This window comes from Azospirillum mesophilum (assembly GCF_053470405.2).
In genome coordinates, this window is sequence record NZ_JBPXMQ020000007.1 from 75067 (window position 1) to 92083 (window position 17017).

Sequence of the window (17017 nt, forward strand, 5' to 3'; positions counted from 1 at the left end):
GAAAGCGTGCCGGTTACGTGCCCAGCGCTCATCCCCGAGGCCGGGCTCCCCTCAGGCCCATCCCGGGCTGACGGCGATCCAATCAAGAGGCCCAATCAATGATCGAAATCCCCCGTGGTGCCCTCTATCCGGTCCTGCCGCTGCGCGACATCGTGGTGTTCCCCCACATGATCGTGCCGCTGTTCGTCGGCCGCGAGAAATCCGTGCGCGCCCTGGAAGACGTGATGAAGGACGACAAGCAGATCCTTCTCGTCACCCAGAAGAACGCCGCGCAGGACGACCCGACCCCGGCCGACATCTACAGCGTCGGCACCGTCGGCACCGTGCTGCAGCTGCTGAAGCTGCCCGACGGGACGGTCAAGGTTCTGGTGGAGGGCGGCCAGCGGGCGTCCATCACCAAGTTCGCCGAGAACGAGGATTTCTTCCAGGCCTACGCCGACCTCGTCGAGGAGAAGGTGGGCGAGAGCCAGGAGCTTGAAGCGCTCGGCCGGGCCGTGGTGTCCCAGTTCGAGCAGTACATCAAGCTCAACAAGAAAATCCCGCCCGAGGTGCTGGTCTCGATCAACCAGATCGAGGAGGCCGGCAAGCTGGCCGACACCGTGGCATCGCACCTCGCCCTCAAGATTCCGGAAAAGCAGCAGCTTCTGGAATGCGCCACCGTGTCGGAGCGGCTGGAGCGGGTCTACGCCTTCATGGAGGGCGAGATCGGCGTGTTGCAGGTGGAAAAGCGCATCCGCAACCGCGTGAAGCGGCAGATGGAGAAGACCCAGCGCGAGTACTACCTCAACGAACAGCTGAAAGCCATCCAGAAGGAACTCGGCGAGACCGAGGACGGCCGCGACGAGTCGGCGGAGCTGGAAGAGAAGATCAACAAGACCCGCTTCTCCAAGGAAGCCCGCGACAAGGCCCTGGCCGAGCTGAAGAAGCTGCGCTCCATGAGCCCGATGTCGGCGGAAGCCACCGTCGTGCGCAACTACCTGGACTGGATGCTGTCCATTCCATGGAAGAAGCGCACCAAGGTGAAGAAGGACCTGAAGCTGGCGCAGAAGGTTCTCGACGCCGATCACTACGGTCTGGAGAAGGTCAAGGAGCGCATCCTTGAGTATCTCGCGGTCCAGAACCGCATGAACAAGGTGAAGGGTCCGATCCTCTGCCTCGTCGGCCCGCCCGGCGTCGGCAAGACCTCGCTGGGCAAGTCGATCGCCAAGTCTACGGGCCGCAACTTCGTCCGCATGTCGCTCGGCGGCGTCCGTGACGAGGCGGAGGTTCGCGGCCATCGCCGCACCTACATCGGCTCCATGCCCGGCAAGGTCATCCAGGGCATGAAGAAGGCGAAGTCGTCGAACCCGCTGTTCCTGCTGGACGAGATCGACAAGCTCGGCGCCGACTGGCGCGGCGACCCGTCGTCGGCCCTGCTGGAAGTGCTCGACCCCGAGCAGAACGCGACCTTCAACGACCATTACCTGGAGGTCGACTACGACCTGTCGGACGTGATGTTCGTCTGCACGGCCAACACGATGCGCATGCCGCAGCCGTTGCTGGACCGTATGGAGATCATCCGCGTCGCCGGCTACACGGAAGACGAAAAGGTCGAGATCTCCAAGCGGCACCTCATCGACAAGCAGATCGAGGCCAACGGTCTGAAGAAGGGTGAGTTCACCATTTCCGACGACGCGCTGCGCGACCTGATTCGCTATTACACCCGCGAAGCCGGCGTCCGCAGCCTGGAGCGCGAGATCGCGAACCTCTGCCGCAAGGCCGTGAAGGAGATCCTGATGAAGGGCTCCAGCGGCGGCAAGGTGACAGTCACGCGGCGGAACCTGGACAAGTACGCCGGCGTGCGCCGCTTCCACTTTGGCGAGGCCGAGCTGGAGGATCTGGTCGGCGTCACCACCGGTCTTGCCTGGACCGAGGTCGGCGGCGAGCTGCTGTCCATCGAAGCGGTGACGCTGCCGGGCAAGGGCCGCGTGACGACCACCGGCAAGCTGGGCGACGTGATGAAGGAATCGGTTCAGGCGGCCGAGAGTTACGTCAAGTCGCGCGCGACGGCTTTCGGGATCAAGCCAACCCTCTTCGAGAAGCGGGACATCCACGTCCACGTCCCGGAAGGGGCCACGCCGAAGGATGGTCCGTCGGCCGGTGTCGCGATGATCACCTCCATCGTCTCGGTCCTGACCGCCATTCCGGTGCGCAAGGACGTTGCGATGACCGGCGAGATCACGCTGCGCGGCCGCGTGCTGCCCATCGGTGGGTTGAAGGAGAAGCTGCTGGCCGCGCTGCGCGGTGGCCTGAAGCATGTCCTGATTCCGAAGGACAACGAAAAGGATCTGGCCGACATCCCGGACAACGTGAAGCGCGGTCTGGAGATCATTCCGGTGAGCACGGTCGACGATGTGTTGAAGCACGCCCTCGTCCGCGCGCTGGAACCGATCGAATGGATCGAACCGGATTCGGTCGAACCGGCGGTTGCCAAGCCGCAGACCGACGCCGCGGGTGAAGTCATCCGGCACTGACCCGAGTCGTTCGGGATTTACCGCGTAAAATTGCGACGTATGCTCACATCGCCCGCCCGTCACCAATTGACGGGCGGGCGATGCTGTGTTTATCCTTTGGGCAAGCAAAGTCGTGGGGCGGCTTTGTTCTTGGTTTCTTTGCCGATTTGCGAAGGGGGATTAAGTGAACAAGAATGATCTCGTGGCGCATGTCGCCGATGCTGCGGGTTTGTCTAAAACTGATGCGACCAAGGCGGTCGACGCGGTTTTCGAGGGCATTGCCGACTCGTTGAAGAAGGGCGACGAAGTTCGTCTGGTCGGCTTCGGCACGTTCGCCGTGGCCGAGCGCGCCGCCAGCGAGGGCCGCAATCCCCGTACCGGTGAGAAGATCACCATCCCGGCGTCCAAGCAGCCGAAGTTCAAGCCCGGCAAGACGCTCAAGGACGGCTTGAACTGATCGGGCCTTCCAGGCCATAGTGGCGCCGGCCGGGCTGGACCGGCCGGCTTTCTCTTTTGGGCTCTGGCCATGGCCGAGCCCGTTGGCGCGGGCGATTAGCTCAGCGGTAGAGCATCTCGTTTACACCGAGAGGGTCGGGGGTTCGAAACCCTCATCGCCCACCATCGCGCATTTATTTTTCTAGAAACGCCTTTGTACCCGCATGGTGCCCCTGCGCCCACTGGTCGCGCCCGAAACCCACGTTTCCTTCGACCGGCATGCTATGGTCCTACGATCAGGCAAAGCCAACCTACGGGAGGAAAGCGTGACTGACCGCGATCGCAGGCTGGGCGACCGAATTTTGCAGGCGCTCGATCTGGCGCTGACGCAGGAACAGTTGGAAGTCGCCGAACACCTTGCGCGTGCCCTTGAGGAGACGCTGACCCGGTTCGGCGGGGCAGGGGCGGTGGACCACCGTGAACTGTCCGAATCGACACTGCTGGCTTTCGATCGCCTCGACCAGTTGCGTCGAAAAGCCCATTCCCCCTAATCCGCGCTTGAGGCCGGCGCCGGTCCGGCCTCGCTTGTTTCGAATTCGTGATTGACAGACAGAGTTCCGGACGGGTAGAAACCGGCCACGAACGGTGGGAAGCAACGAACGCTCCCGAAAACAGCGCTCCGTCCAGATCGTCATTGTCTGTGGCCCGCGCCTTTTCAAAAGCCGTATCGCGCGGGTGTAGCTCAGTTGGTTAGAGCGCCGGCCTGTCACGCCGGAGGCCGCGGGTTCAAGTCCCGTCACTCGCGCCATTTTCCCTTCCAAGACCCACAAGATGGAACTTTAAGACCGTCGGAGCGGTGCCTATATCCGTTTCGTCAGGCGGGCTTGGAACCGTATTAAAATGTGTGGTAATACCAAGGACATCCACTCCTTTCCGTAGAGTGGATTCATTGGCCGAAAGCGATTCAAAGCGCTTTCCTTGCCCACGCACTCGTCATATATTCCGGCCCGTCTGATGGGCTAATCCAAGGCATTCCAGCCACGGCACCGCGCGTCGGCCGAATTCAAGGCCGTACCGGAGTTCGTGGCGTGGGCTTATGGGAGGACCGCGGTGACCAACCCGCTGATCATTGAGTACCTTCCGATCCTGGTGTTCCTGCTGATCGGTGTCGTGCTGGCCGTTGTTATGGTCGGCGCGTCCTACGTCATCAGCCCGAAAAACCCGGACGCCGAAAAGGTCTCCCCCTACGAATGCGGCTTCGAGCCGTTCGAGGACGCCCGCGCGAAATTCGACGTGCGGTTTTACCTGGTCTCCATCCTGTTCATCATTTTCGACCTGGAAGTGGCCTTCCTGTTCCCGTGGGCGGTCGCCCTCGGCGACATCGGGATGTTCGGCTTCTGGTCGATGATCGTGTTCCTCGGGATCCTGACCATCGGCTTCATTTATGAGTGGAAGAAAGGAGCTCTGGAATGGGAGTAGAGGCTGCCAAGCTGGCGCCGATTCCGCCCGGACCGGAACAGGACGCCTACCTCCGCGCCGTCACCGAGGAGATCCAGGAGAAGGGCTTCATCACTGCCAAGTATGAAGACCTGCTTGCCTGGGCTCGCACCGGTTCGCTGTGGCCGATGACCTTCGGTCTGGCCTGCTGCGCGGTGGAAATGATCCACGCCTACATGAGCCGGTACGATCTCGACCGATTCGGCGTGATCCCGCGCCCCAGCCCGCGCCAGTCGGACTGCATGATCGTGGCCGGCACGCTGACCAACAAGATGGCCCCCGCGCTACGCAAGGTCTACGACCAGATGCCGGAACCGCGCTGGGTCATTTCGATGGGCTCCTGCGCGAACGGCGGCGGCTATTACCACTATTCGTATTCGGTGGTGCGCGGGTGTGACCGAATCGTTCCGGTCGACATCTACGTCCCGGGCTGCCCGCCGACGGCGGAAGCGCTCGTGTACGGCATCCTGCAGCTCCAGAAGAAGATCCGGCGCGGCAACCGCATCGCTCGCTGATATAAGAAAAAGGCAGGTCCTGGCCCATGTCCGAACAGGCGTTGAAGGAACTCGGGGACCATATCGCCGCGAAGCTCGGCGACGACGTCCTGACGGTGGAAGTCAAGCTCGGCGAGCTGATGGTCACCGTGCGTCGGCCCGCGGTCATCGCGGCGCTCACCTTTCTGCGGGATGACCCGGCCTGCTCGTTCGAGCAGTTGCTGGACGTCACCGCCGTCGATTGGCCGGAGCGCGAGGAGCGCTTCGAGGTCGTCTACAATCTCCTGAGCTACAAGCACAACCGGCGAATCCGCGTGAAGCTGACCACCGATGAGGACACCCCGGTGCCCTCGGCCGTTGTGGTTTACAGCGCTGCGAGCTGGTTCGAGCGCGAGACCTGGGACATGTACGGGGTCTTCTTCTCCGACCATCCGGACCTGCGCCGAATCCTCACGGACTACGGCTTCGAGGGGCATCCGCTGCGCAAGGACTTCCCGCTGACCGGCTACGTCGAGTGCCGCTACGACGAGGACCAGAAGCGCGTCGTCTATGAGCCGGTCCGCCTGACGCAGGACTTCCGCACCTTCGACTTCCTGTCCCCCTGGGAGGGCATGACCAATGTCATGCTGCCCGGCGACGAGAAGGCACAGGCCCCTGACACCGGGAGCAAGCCGTGACCATCGCCACGTCCGCACACCCGAGCGCCGGCCAGGCCGCCGGCAAGACTCAGATCAAGCCCTACACCATGAACTTCGGGCCGCAGCACCCTGCGGCCCACGGCGTGCTGCGCCTGGTCATGGAACTGAACGGCGAAGTGGTCGAGCGCTGCGATCCGCACATCGGCCTGCTGCACCGGGGCACCGAGAAGCTCATCGAGTACAAGACCTACATCCAGGCGACTCCGTACTTCGACCGCCTCGACTACGTCAGCCCGATGTGCATGGAGCACGCCTATGTGCTCGGCATCGAGAAGCTGCTGCAGGTCAAGGTGCCATTGCGCGCCCAGTACATCCGCGTGCTGTTCTCCGAGATCACGCGCATCCTCAACCACATCCTGTCGATCACGACCGGCGCTCTCGACGTCGGCGCGATCACGCCGGCTCTGTGGGGCTTCGAGGAACGCGAAATCCTCATGGAGTTCTACGAGCGTGTGTCCGGTGCGCGCCTCCACGCCAACTACTTCCGTCCCGGTGGCGTCGCCTGGGACCTGCCGGCAGGTCTCGTGGACGACATCTGGGAGTTCACGGAGCGCTTCCCGAAGTTCTGCGACGACATCGACAATCTGCTGACCGAGAACCGGATCTTCAAGCAGCGCACCGTCGACATCGGCATCGTGACGAAGGAGCAAGCGTTCGACTGGGGCTTTACCGGTCCCATGCTGCGCGGTTCCGGCGTCGCCTGGGACCTGCGCAAGACGCAGCCCTACGAAGTCTATGACCGCATGGACTTCGATGTTCCGGTGGGCCTGACCGGCGACTGCTGGGCGCGCTATCTCGTCCGCATGGAAGAGATGCGCCAGTCCGCCCGCATCATCCGCCAATGCCTGAAGGAACTGCCGGAAGGGCCGGTGCGCGTCGAGGACCGCAAGGTCGCTCCGCCGCCGCGCGGCGAGATGAAGCGTTCGATGGAAGCGCTGATCCACCACTTCAAGCTCTTCACCGAAGGCTTCCACGTTCCGGCGGGCGAGACCTACACCGCCATCGAGGCGCCGAAGGGCGAGTTCGCCGTGTATCTGGTGTCCGACGGCACCAACAAGCCGTACCGGTGCAAGATCCGCGCGCCGGGATTCGCCCACCTGCAGGGACTCGACTTCATGTCGAAGGGCCACATGCTGGCCGACGCGGTCGCCAACATCGCGTCCATGGACATCGTGTTCGGAGAGATTGACCGATGAGCGCCCCGGCTCACGATCCGGCCAACGAGCCGGCGTCCTTCACCTTCACTCCGGAAAACCTGGAGCGGGCGAAGGCCATCATCGCCAAGTACCCGGAAGGCAAGCAGGCGAGCGCCTGCATGCCGCTGCTCGACCTTGCCCAGCGCCAGAACGCCGGCTGGCTGCCGCGCGCGGCCATGGACGCGGTGGCCGACTTGCTGGGCATGCCGCGCATCCGCGTGTACGAGGTCGCGACCTTCTACACGATGTACAACAAGACCCCGGTCGGAAAGCACGTCATCCAGGTCTGCACGACCACGCCGTGCTGGCTGCGCGGGTCCGACGACATCGTGCACACCTGCGAGCGCAAACTGGGCATCGGCATCGGCGAGACGACCGACGACGGCCAGTTCACGCTGCGCGAGGTCGAGTGCTCCGGCGCCTGCGTCAACGCGCCGGTCGTGCAGATCGGCGACGACTATTATGAAGACGTCAGTCCCGAGCACATGGAAATGATCATCGACGCGCTGAAGCGCGACGAGATCCCGAAGCCCGGCTCTCAGATCGGCCGGCGGTCCTCCGAACCGGTGGGCGGCCCGACGACTCTGAAGGCCTTCACCGACACCCAGGCCGATTGAGGGGGATGCGATGCTTCGCGACGAGGACCGCATTTTCACCAACCTCTACGGCTTCCAGGACTTCGGTCTGGAAGCCGCGAAGAAGCGCGGTGACTGGGACAACACGAAGGCTCTGATCGAACAGGGCAAAGAGTGGATCATCGAGCAGGTCAAGGAATCCGGCCTGCGCGGACGTGGCGGCGCCGGCTTCTCGACGGGCATGAAGTGGTCCTTCATGCCGAAGAACGTCACCGACAAGCCGGTTTACCTCGTCATCAACGCCGACGAGGGCGAGCCGGGCACCTGCAAGGACCGCGACATCCTGCGCCACGATCCGCACAAGCTGATCGAGGGCTGCCTGATCGCCGGCTTCGCCATCGGTGCCAGTGCCTGCTACATCTACATCCGCGGCGAGTTCTACAACGAGGGCTCCAACGTCCAGCGCGCCATCGACGAGGCGTACGCGGCGGGGCTGATCGGCAAGAACGCCTGCGGGACCGGCTACGACTATGACATCTACATCCATCGCGGTGCGGGTGCGTACATCTGCGGCGAGGAAACCGCGCTCATCGAGTCCATCGAGGGCAAGAAGGGTCAGCCGCGCAACAAGCCGCCGTTCCCCGCCCAGGCGGGCCTCTATTCCTGCCCGACCACGGTGAACAACGTCGAATCCATCGCGGTGGTTCCGACGATCCTTCGTCGCGGCGCCGCCTGGTTCGCCGGCCTCGGCCGTCCGAAGAACACCGGCACCAAGCTCTTCTGCATCTCCGGGCACGTCAACAAGCCGTGCAACGTGGAAGAGGAGATGGGCATCCCGCTGAAGGAACTGATCGAGAAGCACGCCGGCGGCGTGCGCGGCGGGTGGGACAACCTGCTGGCGATCATCCCCGGCGGTTCGTCGGTTCCGCTGCTGCCGAAGTCGATTTGCGACACGGTGCTGATGGACTTCGACAGCCTCCGCGAGGTGCGCTCCGGTCTCGGCACCGCCGCCGTCATCGTGATGGACAAGTCCACCGACGTCGTGAAGGCGATCGCCCGCCTGTCGCAGTTCTACGCCCATGAGAGCTGCGGCCAGTGCACGCCGTGCCGCGAAGGCACCGGCTGGATGAACCGCATCATGCAGCGCATGGTGACCGGCAACGCGCGTGTCGAGGAAATCGACATGCTGCTGGACGTCACCAAGCAGATCGAGGGGCATACCATCTGCGCGCTCGGCGATGCCGCGGCCTGGCCGATTCAGGGCCTGTTCCGGCATTTCCGGCCGGAGGTGGAGCGCCGCATCCTTGAGTATCGAAACGCTGCCAAGTCCTTGGCGGCCGAGTAAGGAGCCCGGTATCCCATGCCGAAACTCACCATCGACGGGATCGAGATCGAAGTCGAGCCGGGCACCTCGATCCTGCAAGCCTGCGAACAGCTGGGCATCGAAATCCCGCGCTTCTGCTACCACGAGCGGCTGAGCGTGCCGGCAAACTGCCGCATGTGTCTCGTCGAGATGGAGCGCGCGCCGAAGCCGGTTGCGGCCTGTGCGATGCCCTGTGGCGACGGGATGGTCGTTAAGACCAACACCGAGGTCGTGCACAAGGCCCGCAAGGGCGTCATGGAATTCCTGCTGATCAACCACCCGCTGGACTGCCCGATCTGCGACCAGGGCGGCGAGTGCGATCTCCAGGACCAGGCCATGGCCTATGGCTTCGACCGCGGCCGCTACGGCGAGAACAAGCGTGCCGTCCGCGACAAGTACATGGGTCCGCTGATCCGCACGGAGATGACGCGCTGCATCCATTGCACGCGCTGCATCCGCTTCGTGAACGAGATCGCCGGCGTTCCGGACCTCGGCGCGGTGAACCGCGGCGAGCATATGGAGATCACCACCTTCGTTGAGAAGGCCATCGGGTCGGAACTGTCGGGAAACCTCGCCGACGTCTGCCCGGTGGGTGCGCTGCTGTCCAAGCCCTACGCCTTCACGGCCCGCCCGTGGGAACTGCGGAAGACCGAGACGGTGGACGTTCTCGACGCCGTCGGTGCCAACATTCGCGTCGACACCCGCGGTCCCGAAGTGATGCGCGTTCTGCCGCGCGTCAACGAGGACGTGAATGAGGAGTGGATCTCCGACAAGACCCGCTTTGCCTATGACGGGCTGAAGCGCCAGCGTCTTGACCGGCCCTACGTCCGCAAGGACGGCAAGCTCCAGCCGGCCACCTGGGCGGAAGCTTTCCAGGCCATCGCTGCGAAGGTGAAGGGCGTCGCGGGCAACCGCATCGCCGCCATCGCTGGTGACCTCGTGGACGTCGAGTCCATGCTGGCGCTGAAGGAGCTGATGGCCGGCCTGGGTTCGGCCAACATCGACTGCCGCCAGGATGGTGCGCTGTTCGACACCTCGGCGCGCGCCGGCTACCTGTTCAATTCCGGCATCGCTGGGATCGAGAAGGCCGACGTGATCCTGCTGGTTGGCACCAACCCGCGCTGGGAAGGCACGCTGGTCAACGCTCGCATCCGCAAGCGCTACCTGATGGGCGGGCTTAAGGTTGCCGTGATCGGTGAAGCCAAGGAATTGACCTATCCCTACACCCACCTGGGCACTGGGCCGGACATCCTTCAGAATCTCGCCAACGGATCCAACGCCTTCGCCGACGTGCTGAAGGGCGCCAAGAACCCGATGATCATAGTCGGGGCCGGTGCCTTCCGCCGCAAGGACGGTGTTGCGGTGCAGGCTGCGGCGCGTGGGCTCGCCGAGACGTTCAACGTGGTCCGCGAGGACTGGAACGGCTTCAACGTGCTGCACTCCGCGGCCGGGCGTGTCGGTGGTCTTGAGGTCGGCTTCGTGCCGGGCCAGGGCGGGCGCGATGTCGCCGGCATCCTGGAGGGGGCAGGGAAGGGCGAGATCGACGTGGTCTACCTGCTCGGCGCCGACGAAATCGACACCGCCAAGCTGGGCAAGGCGTTCGTCGTCTATCAGGGCCATCACGGCGACAAGGGCGCGCACCGCGCCGATGTCATCTTGCCGGGGGCTGCTTACACCGAAAAGAACGCGATCTACGTCAATACCGAGGGCCGTCCCCAGCTCGCGCGCCTTGCCACCTTCCCGCCGGGCGAAGCCCGGGAGGATTGGAAGATCCTACGCGCGCTGTCGGAACTGCTCGGTCACAAGCTGCCGTATGACAGCCTGACCCAGCTTCGCCAGCGGCTCATCGCGGTCAACCCGATCTTCGGGAAGATGGGCACGGTTACGCCGGCTCCGTGGGCGCCGTTCGGCACCGCCGGTTCTCTGGACCCGGCTCCGTTCGTGTCCCCGGTGACCAACTACTACATGACCGACTCGATCAGCCGCGCCTCGGTGACGATGGCTCGTTGCACCGAGACGTTCGCGCAGTCCGCGGCAACCGCTCAGGAGAGGACCGGTACCCATGGCTGAGTTCTGGAGCGGCTTCCTGCTGCCGCTGATCATCATCGTCCTCAAGATCCTGGCGATCGTCGTGCCGCTGCTCGTCGCCGTGGCCTTCATGACCTACGCCGAACGCAAGATCATGGGCGCCATGCAGCTCCGCCAGGGGCCGAACATCGTCGGGCCGTTCGGTCTGCTTCAGCCTTTCGCGGACGGCCTCAAGCTGTTCGCGAAGGAGCAAATCCTTCCGGCTGGCGCCAACCGCATCGTGTTCTACGTCGCGCCGATGCTGACCTTCTTCCTGGCGTTGGTCGCCTGGGCGGTCATTCCCTTCGACTATGGGATGGTGCTGGCGGACATCAACGTCGGCATCCTGTACCTGTTCGCGATCTCGTCGCTCGGCGTGTACGGCATCGTGATGGCGGGCTGGGCGTCGAATTCGCGCTACGCCTTCCTCGGTGCTCTGCGCTCGGCGGCGCAGATGGTGTCGTACGAGGTCTCGATGGGTCTCGTGATCATCTCCGTGCTGCTGTGCGTCGGATCGTTGAACCTGACGAAGATCGTGCAGGCGCAGGAGACGATCTGGTTCGCCATCCCGCTGCTGCCGATGTTCGTGATCTTCTTCATCTCGGCTTTGGCGGAAACCAACCGTTCGCCCTTCGACTTGCCCGAAGGCGAGTCGGAGCTGGTGGCCGGCTTCATGGTCGAATACAGCTCGATGCCCTTCGCGCTCTTCTTCCTTGGCGAATACGCCAACATGATCCTGATGAGCGCGATGACCAGCATCCTGTTCCTGGGCGGGTGGCTGCCGCCGCTTCCGTTCGCGCCCTTCACCTGGATCCCCGGTCCGATCTGGTTCGCCTTGAAGATCGCGTTCTGCCTGTTCGTGTATGTCTGGGTTCGCGCGACCATGCCGCGCTATCGCTACGATCAGCTCATGCGCCTGGGGTGGAAGGTCTTCCTTCCCTTCTCGCTGGTGTGGGTCGTCCTGACCGCGGGCGTGCTGGTGACCTTCGGCTGGCTGCCGAAGTGATCGGCGGAGTGGACCGAGCGACTTCGAGACTTTAAGAGAATGCGCGGGCGCCGTCCGATGGCGCCCGCTAGGAAGGAGACGAAGAGGCCATGGCGTTCCTCGATCGTGCGGCGCGCAGCCTGTTCCTGACCGAACTGTTGGGCGGCCTCGGGCTCACCCTGCGCTACATGTTCAAGCCCAAGGTGACCCTGAACTACCCGTTCGAGAAGGGCCCCATCAGCCCGCGCTTCCGCGGTGAGCATGTCCTGCGCCGGTATCCCGGCGGCGAGGAGCGTTGCATCGCGTGCAAGCTCTGCGAGGCGGTGTGTCCGGCCCTGGCCATCACCATCGAGGCCGAACCGCGGGAGGACGGCAGCCGCCGCACCACGCGCTACGACATCGACATGACGAAGTGCATCTACTGCGGCTTCTGCCAGGAAGCCTGCCCGGTGGACGCCGTCGTCATGGGCCCGAACTTCGAGTTCTCGACCGAGAACCGCGAAGAACTTTTCTACAACAAGCAGAAGCTGCTGGCGAACGGTGACCGCTGGGAGGCGGAAATCGCTCAGAACCTCGCGGCCGAGGCTCCTTACCGGTAAGTGCAAACAGGGCGGTAAGCGGAAACGGGGATTTCGATGATTATTCAAGGCATCGCCTTCTACGTGTTTGCCGCGCTGCTGGTGGCCTCCGGTGTGATGGTCATCTCGGCGCGGAATCCGGTTCATTCGGTCCTTTACCTGGTCCTCGCCTTCTTCCAGGCGGCTGGTCTGTGCGTGCTGCTCGGCGCCGAGTTCATCGCGATGATCCTGGTGATCGTCTATGTGGGCGCGGTCGCGGTGCTGTTCCTGTTCGTGGTGATGATGCTCGACATCAACTTCCGCGAATTGCGGGCGGGCGCGATGCAGTACCTGCCGCTGGGAGGTCTGATCGGCGTGATCCTGCTCGCCGAACTGGCCGCGGTCCTCGGTGGCTGGATCATCGCGCCGGCGGCGCAGGCGGCGGTTTCGGCTCCGGCCGCGGCTCTCGGCCAGGCGACCAACACCCAGCAGCTCGGTCAGCTGATCTACACCCACTATGTCTACCTGTTCCAGGCGTCGGGCATCGTGCTGCTGATCGCCATGATCGGCGCCATCGTCCTGACTCTCCGTCAGCGCGAGGGTGTCCGGAAGCAGAACATCGGTGCCCAGCTCGCCCGTCGGCGCGAGGACGTGGTCGCCATCCGCAAGGTGCCGACCGGGGGAGGCGTGTGATCATGGAAATCGGTCTCGGACATTACCTGACGGTCTCGGCCATCCTGTTCACGCTGGGCGTCCTCGGCATCTTCCTGAACCGGAAGAACGTCATCATCATCCTGATGTCGGTCGAGATGATCCTGCTGGCGGTGAACCTCAACCTTGTGTCGTTCTCCGTCTTCCTGAACGACCTCGTCGGTCAGGTCTTCGCCATGATCATCCTGACCGTGGCTGCCGCCGAGGCGGCGATCGGCCTTGCCATCCTGGTGGTCTACTTCCGCAACCGCGGCTCGATCCGAGTCGAAGACGTCAATCTGATGAGGGGCTAAGGCCGCGCCATGGAAGTCCTTGTCGTATTCCTCCCACTCCTGGCGTTCCTCGTCGCCGGTTCGATTGCGCTGTTCGGCGGCCCGAAGGCCGAGCCGGCGCCGGCCGGACACGGGCACGGCCATGATCACGGGCATGGTCATGACGACCACGCCCACATTTCGCATGACGAGCTTCACGACGCGCACGATGATGCCCACGACGACCATCACGTCGTCGCGGGTCCGCCGACCGCCGGCGACCGTGCCGCCCAGTTCGTCACCGCTGGTGCCGTGCTGATTTCCGCAGTCCTGTCCTGGATCCTGTTCTTCGACGTCGCCGTCGGTGGACACACCCGGACGACGGAGCTGCTGAGCTGGATCCACAGCGGATCGCTCGACGTGTCGTGGGCTCTGCGCGTCGACCAGCTGACCGCGGTCATGCTGGTGGTGGTCAACACCGTGTCCGCGATGGTGCACGTCTACTCGGTCGGCTACATGGCCGAGGATCCGCAGAAGCCGCGCTTCATGGGGTATCTGTCGCTGTTCACCTTCGCCATGCTGATGCTGGTGACGGCCGACAATCTGGTGCAGCTCTTCTTCGGCTGGGAGGGCGTGGGTCTCGCCTCTTACCTGCTCATCAACTTCTGGTACGAGAAGCCCTCCGCCAACAACGCCGCGATCAAGGCCTTCCTGGTTAACCGCGTCGGCGACTTCGGCTTCGCGCTCGGCATCTTCGCGATCTTCGTGCTGGCTGGTTCGGTCCAGTTCGACGCGATCTTCGCCAAGGCGCCGGGTCTTGTCGGCCAGAAGATGCATTTCCTGAGCTGGAACGTCGATGCGCTGACCGTCACCTGCCTGCTGCTGTTCATGGGTGCCATGGGCAAGTCGGCCCAGCTCGGCCTGCACACCTGGCTGCCGGACGCGATGGAAGGCCCGACCCCGGTTTCGGCTCTCATCCACGCGGCCACAATGGTGACCGCCGGCGTGTTCATGGTCTGCCGTCTGTCGCCGGTGTTCGAGTACGCTCCGGCGGCCCTCGAAGTCGTCGCAGTGGTCGGCGCGCTGACCGCCTTCGTTGCGGCCACCATCGGTTTCACGCAGTTCGACATCAAGCGCGTCATCGCCTATTCGACCATGAGCCAGCTCGGCTACATGTTCTTTGCCGCTGGCGTGTCCGCCTACGGCGCGGCGATGTTCCACCTGTTCACGCACGCTTTCTTCAAGGCCCTGCTGTTCTTGGGCGCCGGGTCGGTGATCCACGCCTTGCACCATGAGCAGGACATGCGAAACATGGGCGGCGTGTGGAAGAAGATTCCCTTCACCTACGCGGTGATGTGGATCGGTAACCTCGCCCTCGCTGGCCTGCCGTTCTTTGCCGGCTACTACTCCAAGGACATGATCCTGGAGGCGGCCTTCGCCTCGGCCAGCCCGGTCGGCAAGTTCGCCTTCGCGCTCGGCATTGCCGCGGCCCTGCTGACGGCCTTCTACTCCTGGCGTCTGCTGTTCATGACCTTCCACGGCAAGCCGCGGATGGAGAAGTCGGTCTTCGATCACGCTCATGAGTCGCCGATCGTGATGCTGATCCCGCTGGCGGTCCTGGCCCTGGGCGCCCTGTTCGCCGGTGTTGGTTTCCACAACTGGTTCATCGGCCACGACATGGACCACTTCTGGGGCAAGGCGCTGCTGGTCCTGCACGATCATAACAGCATCGAGGCCGCGCACCACCACACCCCTGCCTGGGTCGCGATGGCCCCGCTGGTTGTCGGTCTGATCGGCATCGCGCTCGCCTACATCGCCTATATCGCGGTTCCGGGACTGCCCGCCAAGGCGGCGGCGACCTTCCGTGGTGTTCACCAGTTCCTGTACAACAAGTGGTACTTTGACGAGTTGTATGACCGCCTGTTCGTGCGCACCGCCAAGTACCTGGGCTATGGCCTGTGGAAGTCGGGCGACGGCGCTGTGATCGACGGTGTCGGCCCGGACGGTATTGCCGCTGCCACCCGCGATGTTGCGGCGCGAGCGAGCCGCCTACAGTCCGGCTATGTGTACCACTACGCATTCGCCATGGTGATCGGCGTCGTTCTGCTGGTCGCTTGGCTCTCAGTGTTCGGTTGAGCGGTTTGAAGGGGAACAAGAACAATGGCTAGCTGGCCGCTCCTGTCGTTCACGACCTTCCTGCCGCTCGTCGGTGTGGCGTTGATCCTGCTTTTCTGCAGGGGCAACACGCCGGATGTGGTTCGGAACGTCCGCTACATCGCGCTTTGGACGACGCTCATCACCTTCGTTCTGTCGCTGTTCATCTGGTTCAACTTCGACCCGCGGAACCCGGGCTACCAGCTCGTGGAGAAGGCGGCGTGGATTCCCGAATTCGGGATTTCCTACCACATGGGCGTGGATGGCATTTCGATGCTGTTCGTCATCCTCTCGACCTTCCTGATGCCGCTGTGCATCCTGTCGAGCTGGGAGGCGGTCCAGGTCCGCGTGAAGGAGTACATGATCGCCTTCCTCGTGCTGGAAACCCTCATGGTGGGGATGTTCTGCGCGCTGGACTTCGTCCTCTTCTACATGTTCTTCGAGGGCGTGCTGATCCCGATGTTCCTCATCATCGGCGTCTGGGGCGGTCAGCGGCGCGTCTACGCGGCGTTCAAGTTCTTCCTCTACACGCTGCTCGGCTCGGTGCTGATGCTGCTGGCCATCCTGGCCATGTACTTCGTCGCCGGCACGACCGACGTCCCGACGATCACCGCGACCCACTTCCCGCGCCAGATGCAGCTCTGGCTGTGGCTGGCCTTCTTCGCGTCCTTCGCGGTGAAGGTGCCGATGTGGCCGGTGCACACTTGGCTGCCGGACGCGCACGTCGAGGCCCCGACCGCCGGTTCGGTGATCCTGGCCGGCGTGCTCCTGAAGATGGGTGGCTACGGCTTCCTGCGCTTCAACATCCCGATGCTGCCGGAAGGCACGGAGTATTTCGCTCCGCTCGTTTACACGCTGTCCATCGTCGCGGTGATCTACACGTCGCTGGTGGCGCTCGCGCAGGAGGACATGAAGAAGCTGATCGCTTATTCATCCGTCGCGCACATGGGCTTCGTCACCATCGGCATGTTCGCGCTGAACCAGCAGGGCATCGAAGGCTCGATCTTCACGATGCTGTCCCACGGCATCGTGTCGGGCGCGCTCTTCCTCTGCGTCGGCGTGGTGTATGACCGCCTGCACACCCGCGAGATCGCCCGCTACGGCGGTCTGGTGAAGAACATGCCGAAGTACGCGGTGATCTTCCTGTTCATGACCATGGCCTCCGTTGGTCTGCCGGGCACTTCCGGCTTCGTCGGCGAGTTCCTGGTCCTGCTGGGTGCCTTCCGCGACAACACGTGGGTCGCCTTCCTGGCCGCCACCGGCATGGTGCTGGGTGCCGCCTACGCGCTGTGGCTGTACCGCCGCATCGTGTACGGCAAGCTGACCAAGCCGGATGTCCGCGCCATGTTCGACCTCAGCCCGCGCGAGGTGGCCATTTTCCTGCCGCTGATCGCCGTGGTGCTGTGGATGGGCGTCTACCCGACCAGCTTCCTTTCCGTCACCTCGGCTTCCGTCGGGCAGCTGATCCAGACTTACCAGACCAAGCTGGCCGCCGCCCACGGCGAGACCGGCGGCGTCTCCGTGGCCGCGCGCTAGGGGTTC

At 63.8% G+C, this 17017-nt stretch carries 16 protein-coding genes and 2 tRNA genes; all 18 read left to right on the top strand.

Going from position 1 to position 17017, the window contains the following annotated elements:
* The first annotated feature begins 98 nt into the window (after positions 1-98).
* The 18 genes from lon (at position 99) to ACSVC7_RS09980 (ending at position 17011) form a co-directional block, all read left to right on the top strand.
* Complete coding sequence (gene lon / locus ACSVC7_RS09895) at positions 99-2513, top strand: endopeptidase La (RefSeq protein ID WP_448202960.1); 2415 nt, start codon at positions 99-101, stop codon at positions 2511-2513.
* 163 nt (positions 2514-2676) lie between these two features.
* Positions 2677-2949, top strand: a complete 273-nt coding sequence (gene hbs, locus ACSVC7_RS09900) for a non-specific DNA-binding protein Hbs (RefSeq protein ID WP_209873875.1) — start codon at positions 2677-2679, stop codon at positions 2947-2949.
* Positions 2950-3038: 89 nt separating this feature from the next.
* Positions 3039-3113 (top strand) — tRNA-Val (locus ACSVC7_RS09905).
* Positions 3114-3253: 140 nt separating this feature from the next.
* Positions 3254-3478: a hypothetical protein gene (locus ACSVC7_RS09910; protein WP_448202959.1), complete on the top strand. Its 225-nt coding sequence runs from the start codon at positions 3254-3256 to the stop codon at positions 3476-3478.
* Positions 3479-3658: 180 nt separating this feature from the next.
* Positions 3659-3735 (top strand) — tRNA-Asp (locus tag ACSVC7_RS09915).
* A gap of 302 nt (positions 3736-4037) precedes the next feature.
* Entirely contained in the window at positions 4038-4406 is a 369-nt protein-coding gene (locus tag ACSVC7_RS09920) for an NADH-quinone oxidoreductase subunit A (RefSeq protein ID WP_209764319.1), read from the top strand.
* Positions 4397-4939: a NuoB/complex I 20 kDa subunit family protein gene (locus ACSVC7_RS09925; protein ID WP_209764320.1), complete on the top strand. Its 543-nt coding sequence runs from the start codon at positions 4397-4399 to the stop codon at positions 4937-4939. The genes ACSVC7_RS09920 and ACSVC7_RS09925 overlap by 10 nt, the downstream gene beginning before the upstream one ends.
* A 26-nt stretch (positions 4940-4965) precedes the next feature.
* On the top strand, positions 4966-5595 hold the full coding sequence (locus ACSVC7_RS09930; protein WP_448202958.1) for an NADH-quinone oxidoreductase subunit C: 630 nt from the start codon (positions 4966-4968) through the stop codon (positions 5593-5595).
* 68 nt (positions 5596-5663) lie between these two features.
* Entirely contained in the window at positions 5664-6812 is a 1149-nt protein-coding gene (locus ACSVC7_RS09935; protein WP_448203172.1) for an NADH-quinone oxidoreductase subunit D, read from the top strand.
* Entirely contained in the window at positions 6809-7429 is a 621-nt protein-coding gene (gene nuoE, locus ACSVC7_RS09940; protein WP_448202957.1) for an NADH-quinone oxidoreductase subunit NuoE, read from the top strand. The genes ACSVC7_RS09935 and nuoE overlap by 4 nt, the downstream gene beginning before the upstream one ends.
* Before the next feature lie 10 nt (positions 7430-7439).
* The gene (gene nuoF / locus ACSVC7_RS09945) at positions 7440-8732 is read left to right on the top strand and encodes an NADH-quinone oxidoreductase subunit NuoF (protein ID WP_448202956.1); all 1293 of its coding nucleotides are present in this window, start codon (positions 7440-7442) and stop codon (positions 8730-8732) included.
* A gap of 15 nt (positions 8733-8747) precedes the next feature.
* Complete coding sequence (gene nuoG, locus ACSVC7_RS09950; RefSeq protein WP_448202955.1) at positions 8748-10820, top strand: NADH-quinone oxidoreductase subunit NuoG; 2073 nt, start codon at positions 8748-8750, stop codon at positions 10818-10820.
* Positions 10813-11823, top strand: a complete 1011-nt coding sequence (nuoH, locus tag ACSVC7_RS09955; RefSeq protein ID WP_448202954.1) for an NADH-quinone oxidoreductase subunit NuoH — start codon at positions 10813-10815, stop codon at positions 11821-11823. Before nuoG ends, nuoH begins: the two co-directional genes overlap by 8 nt.
* 89 nt (positions 11824-11912) lie before the next feature.
* Positions 11913-12401, top strand: coding sequence for an NADH-quinone oxidoreductase subunit NuoI (gene nuoI, locus ACSVC7_RS09960; protein ID WP_448202953.1), 489 nt, complete (start codon positions 11913-11915; stop codon positions 12399-12401).
* A 36-nt stretch (positions 12402-12437) separates the two neighbouring features.
* Positions 12438-13052, top strand: coding sequence for an NADH-quinone oxidoreductase subunit J (locus ACSVC7_RS09965; protein WP_448202952.1), 615 nt, complete (start codon positions 12438-12440; stop codon positions 13050-13052).
* A 2-nt stretch (positions 13053-13054) separates the two neighbouring features.
* On the top strand, positions 13055-13363 hold the full coding sequence (nuoK, locus tag ACSVC7_RS09970) for an NADH-quinone oxidoreductase subunit NuoK (RefSeq protein WP_448202951.1): 309 nt from the start codon (positions 13055-13057) through the stop codon (positions 13361-13363).
* 9 nt (positions 13364-13372) lie between these two features.
* The gene (gene nuoL, locus ACSVC7_RS09975) at positions 13373-15457 is read left to right on the top strand and encodes an NADH-quinone oxidoreductase subunit L (protein WP_448202950.1); all 2085 of its coding nucleotides are present in this window, start codon (positions 13373-13375) and stop codon (positions 15455-15457) included.
* 24 nt (positions 15458-15481) lie between these two features.
* Entirely contained in the window at positions 15482-17011 is a 1530-nt protein-coding gene (locus tag ACSVC7_RS09980) for an NADH-quinone oxidoreductase subunit M (protein ID WP_448202949.1), read from the top strand.
* Positions 17012-17017: the final 6 nt, after the last annotated feature.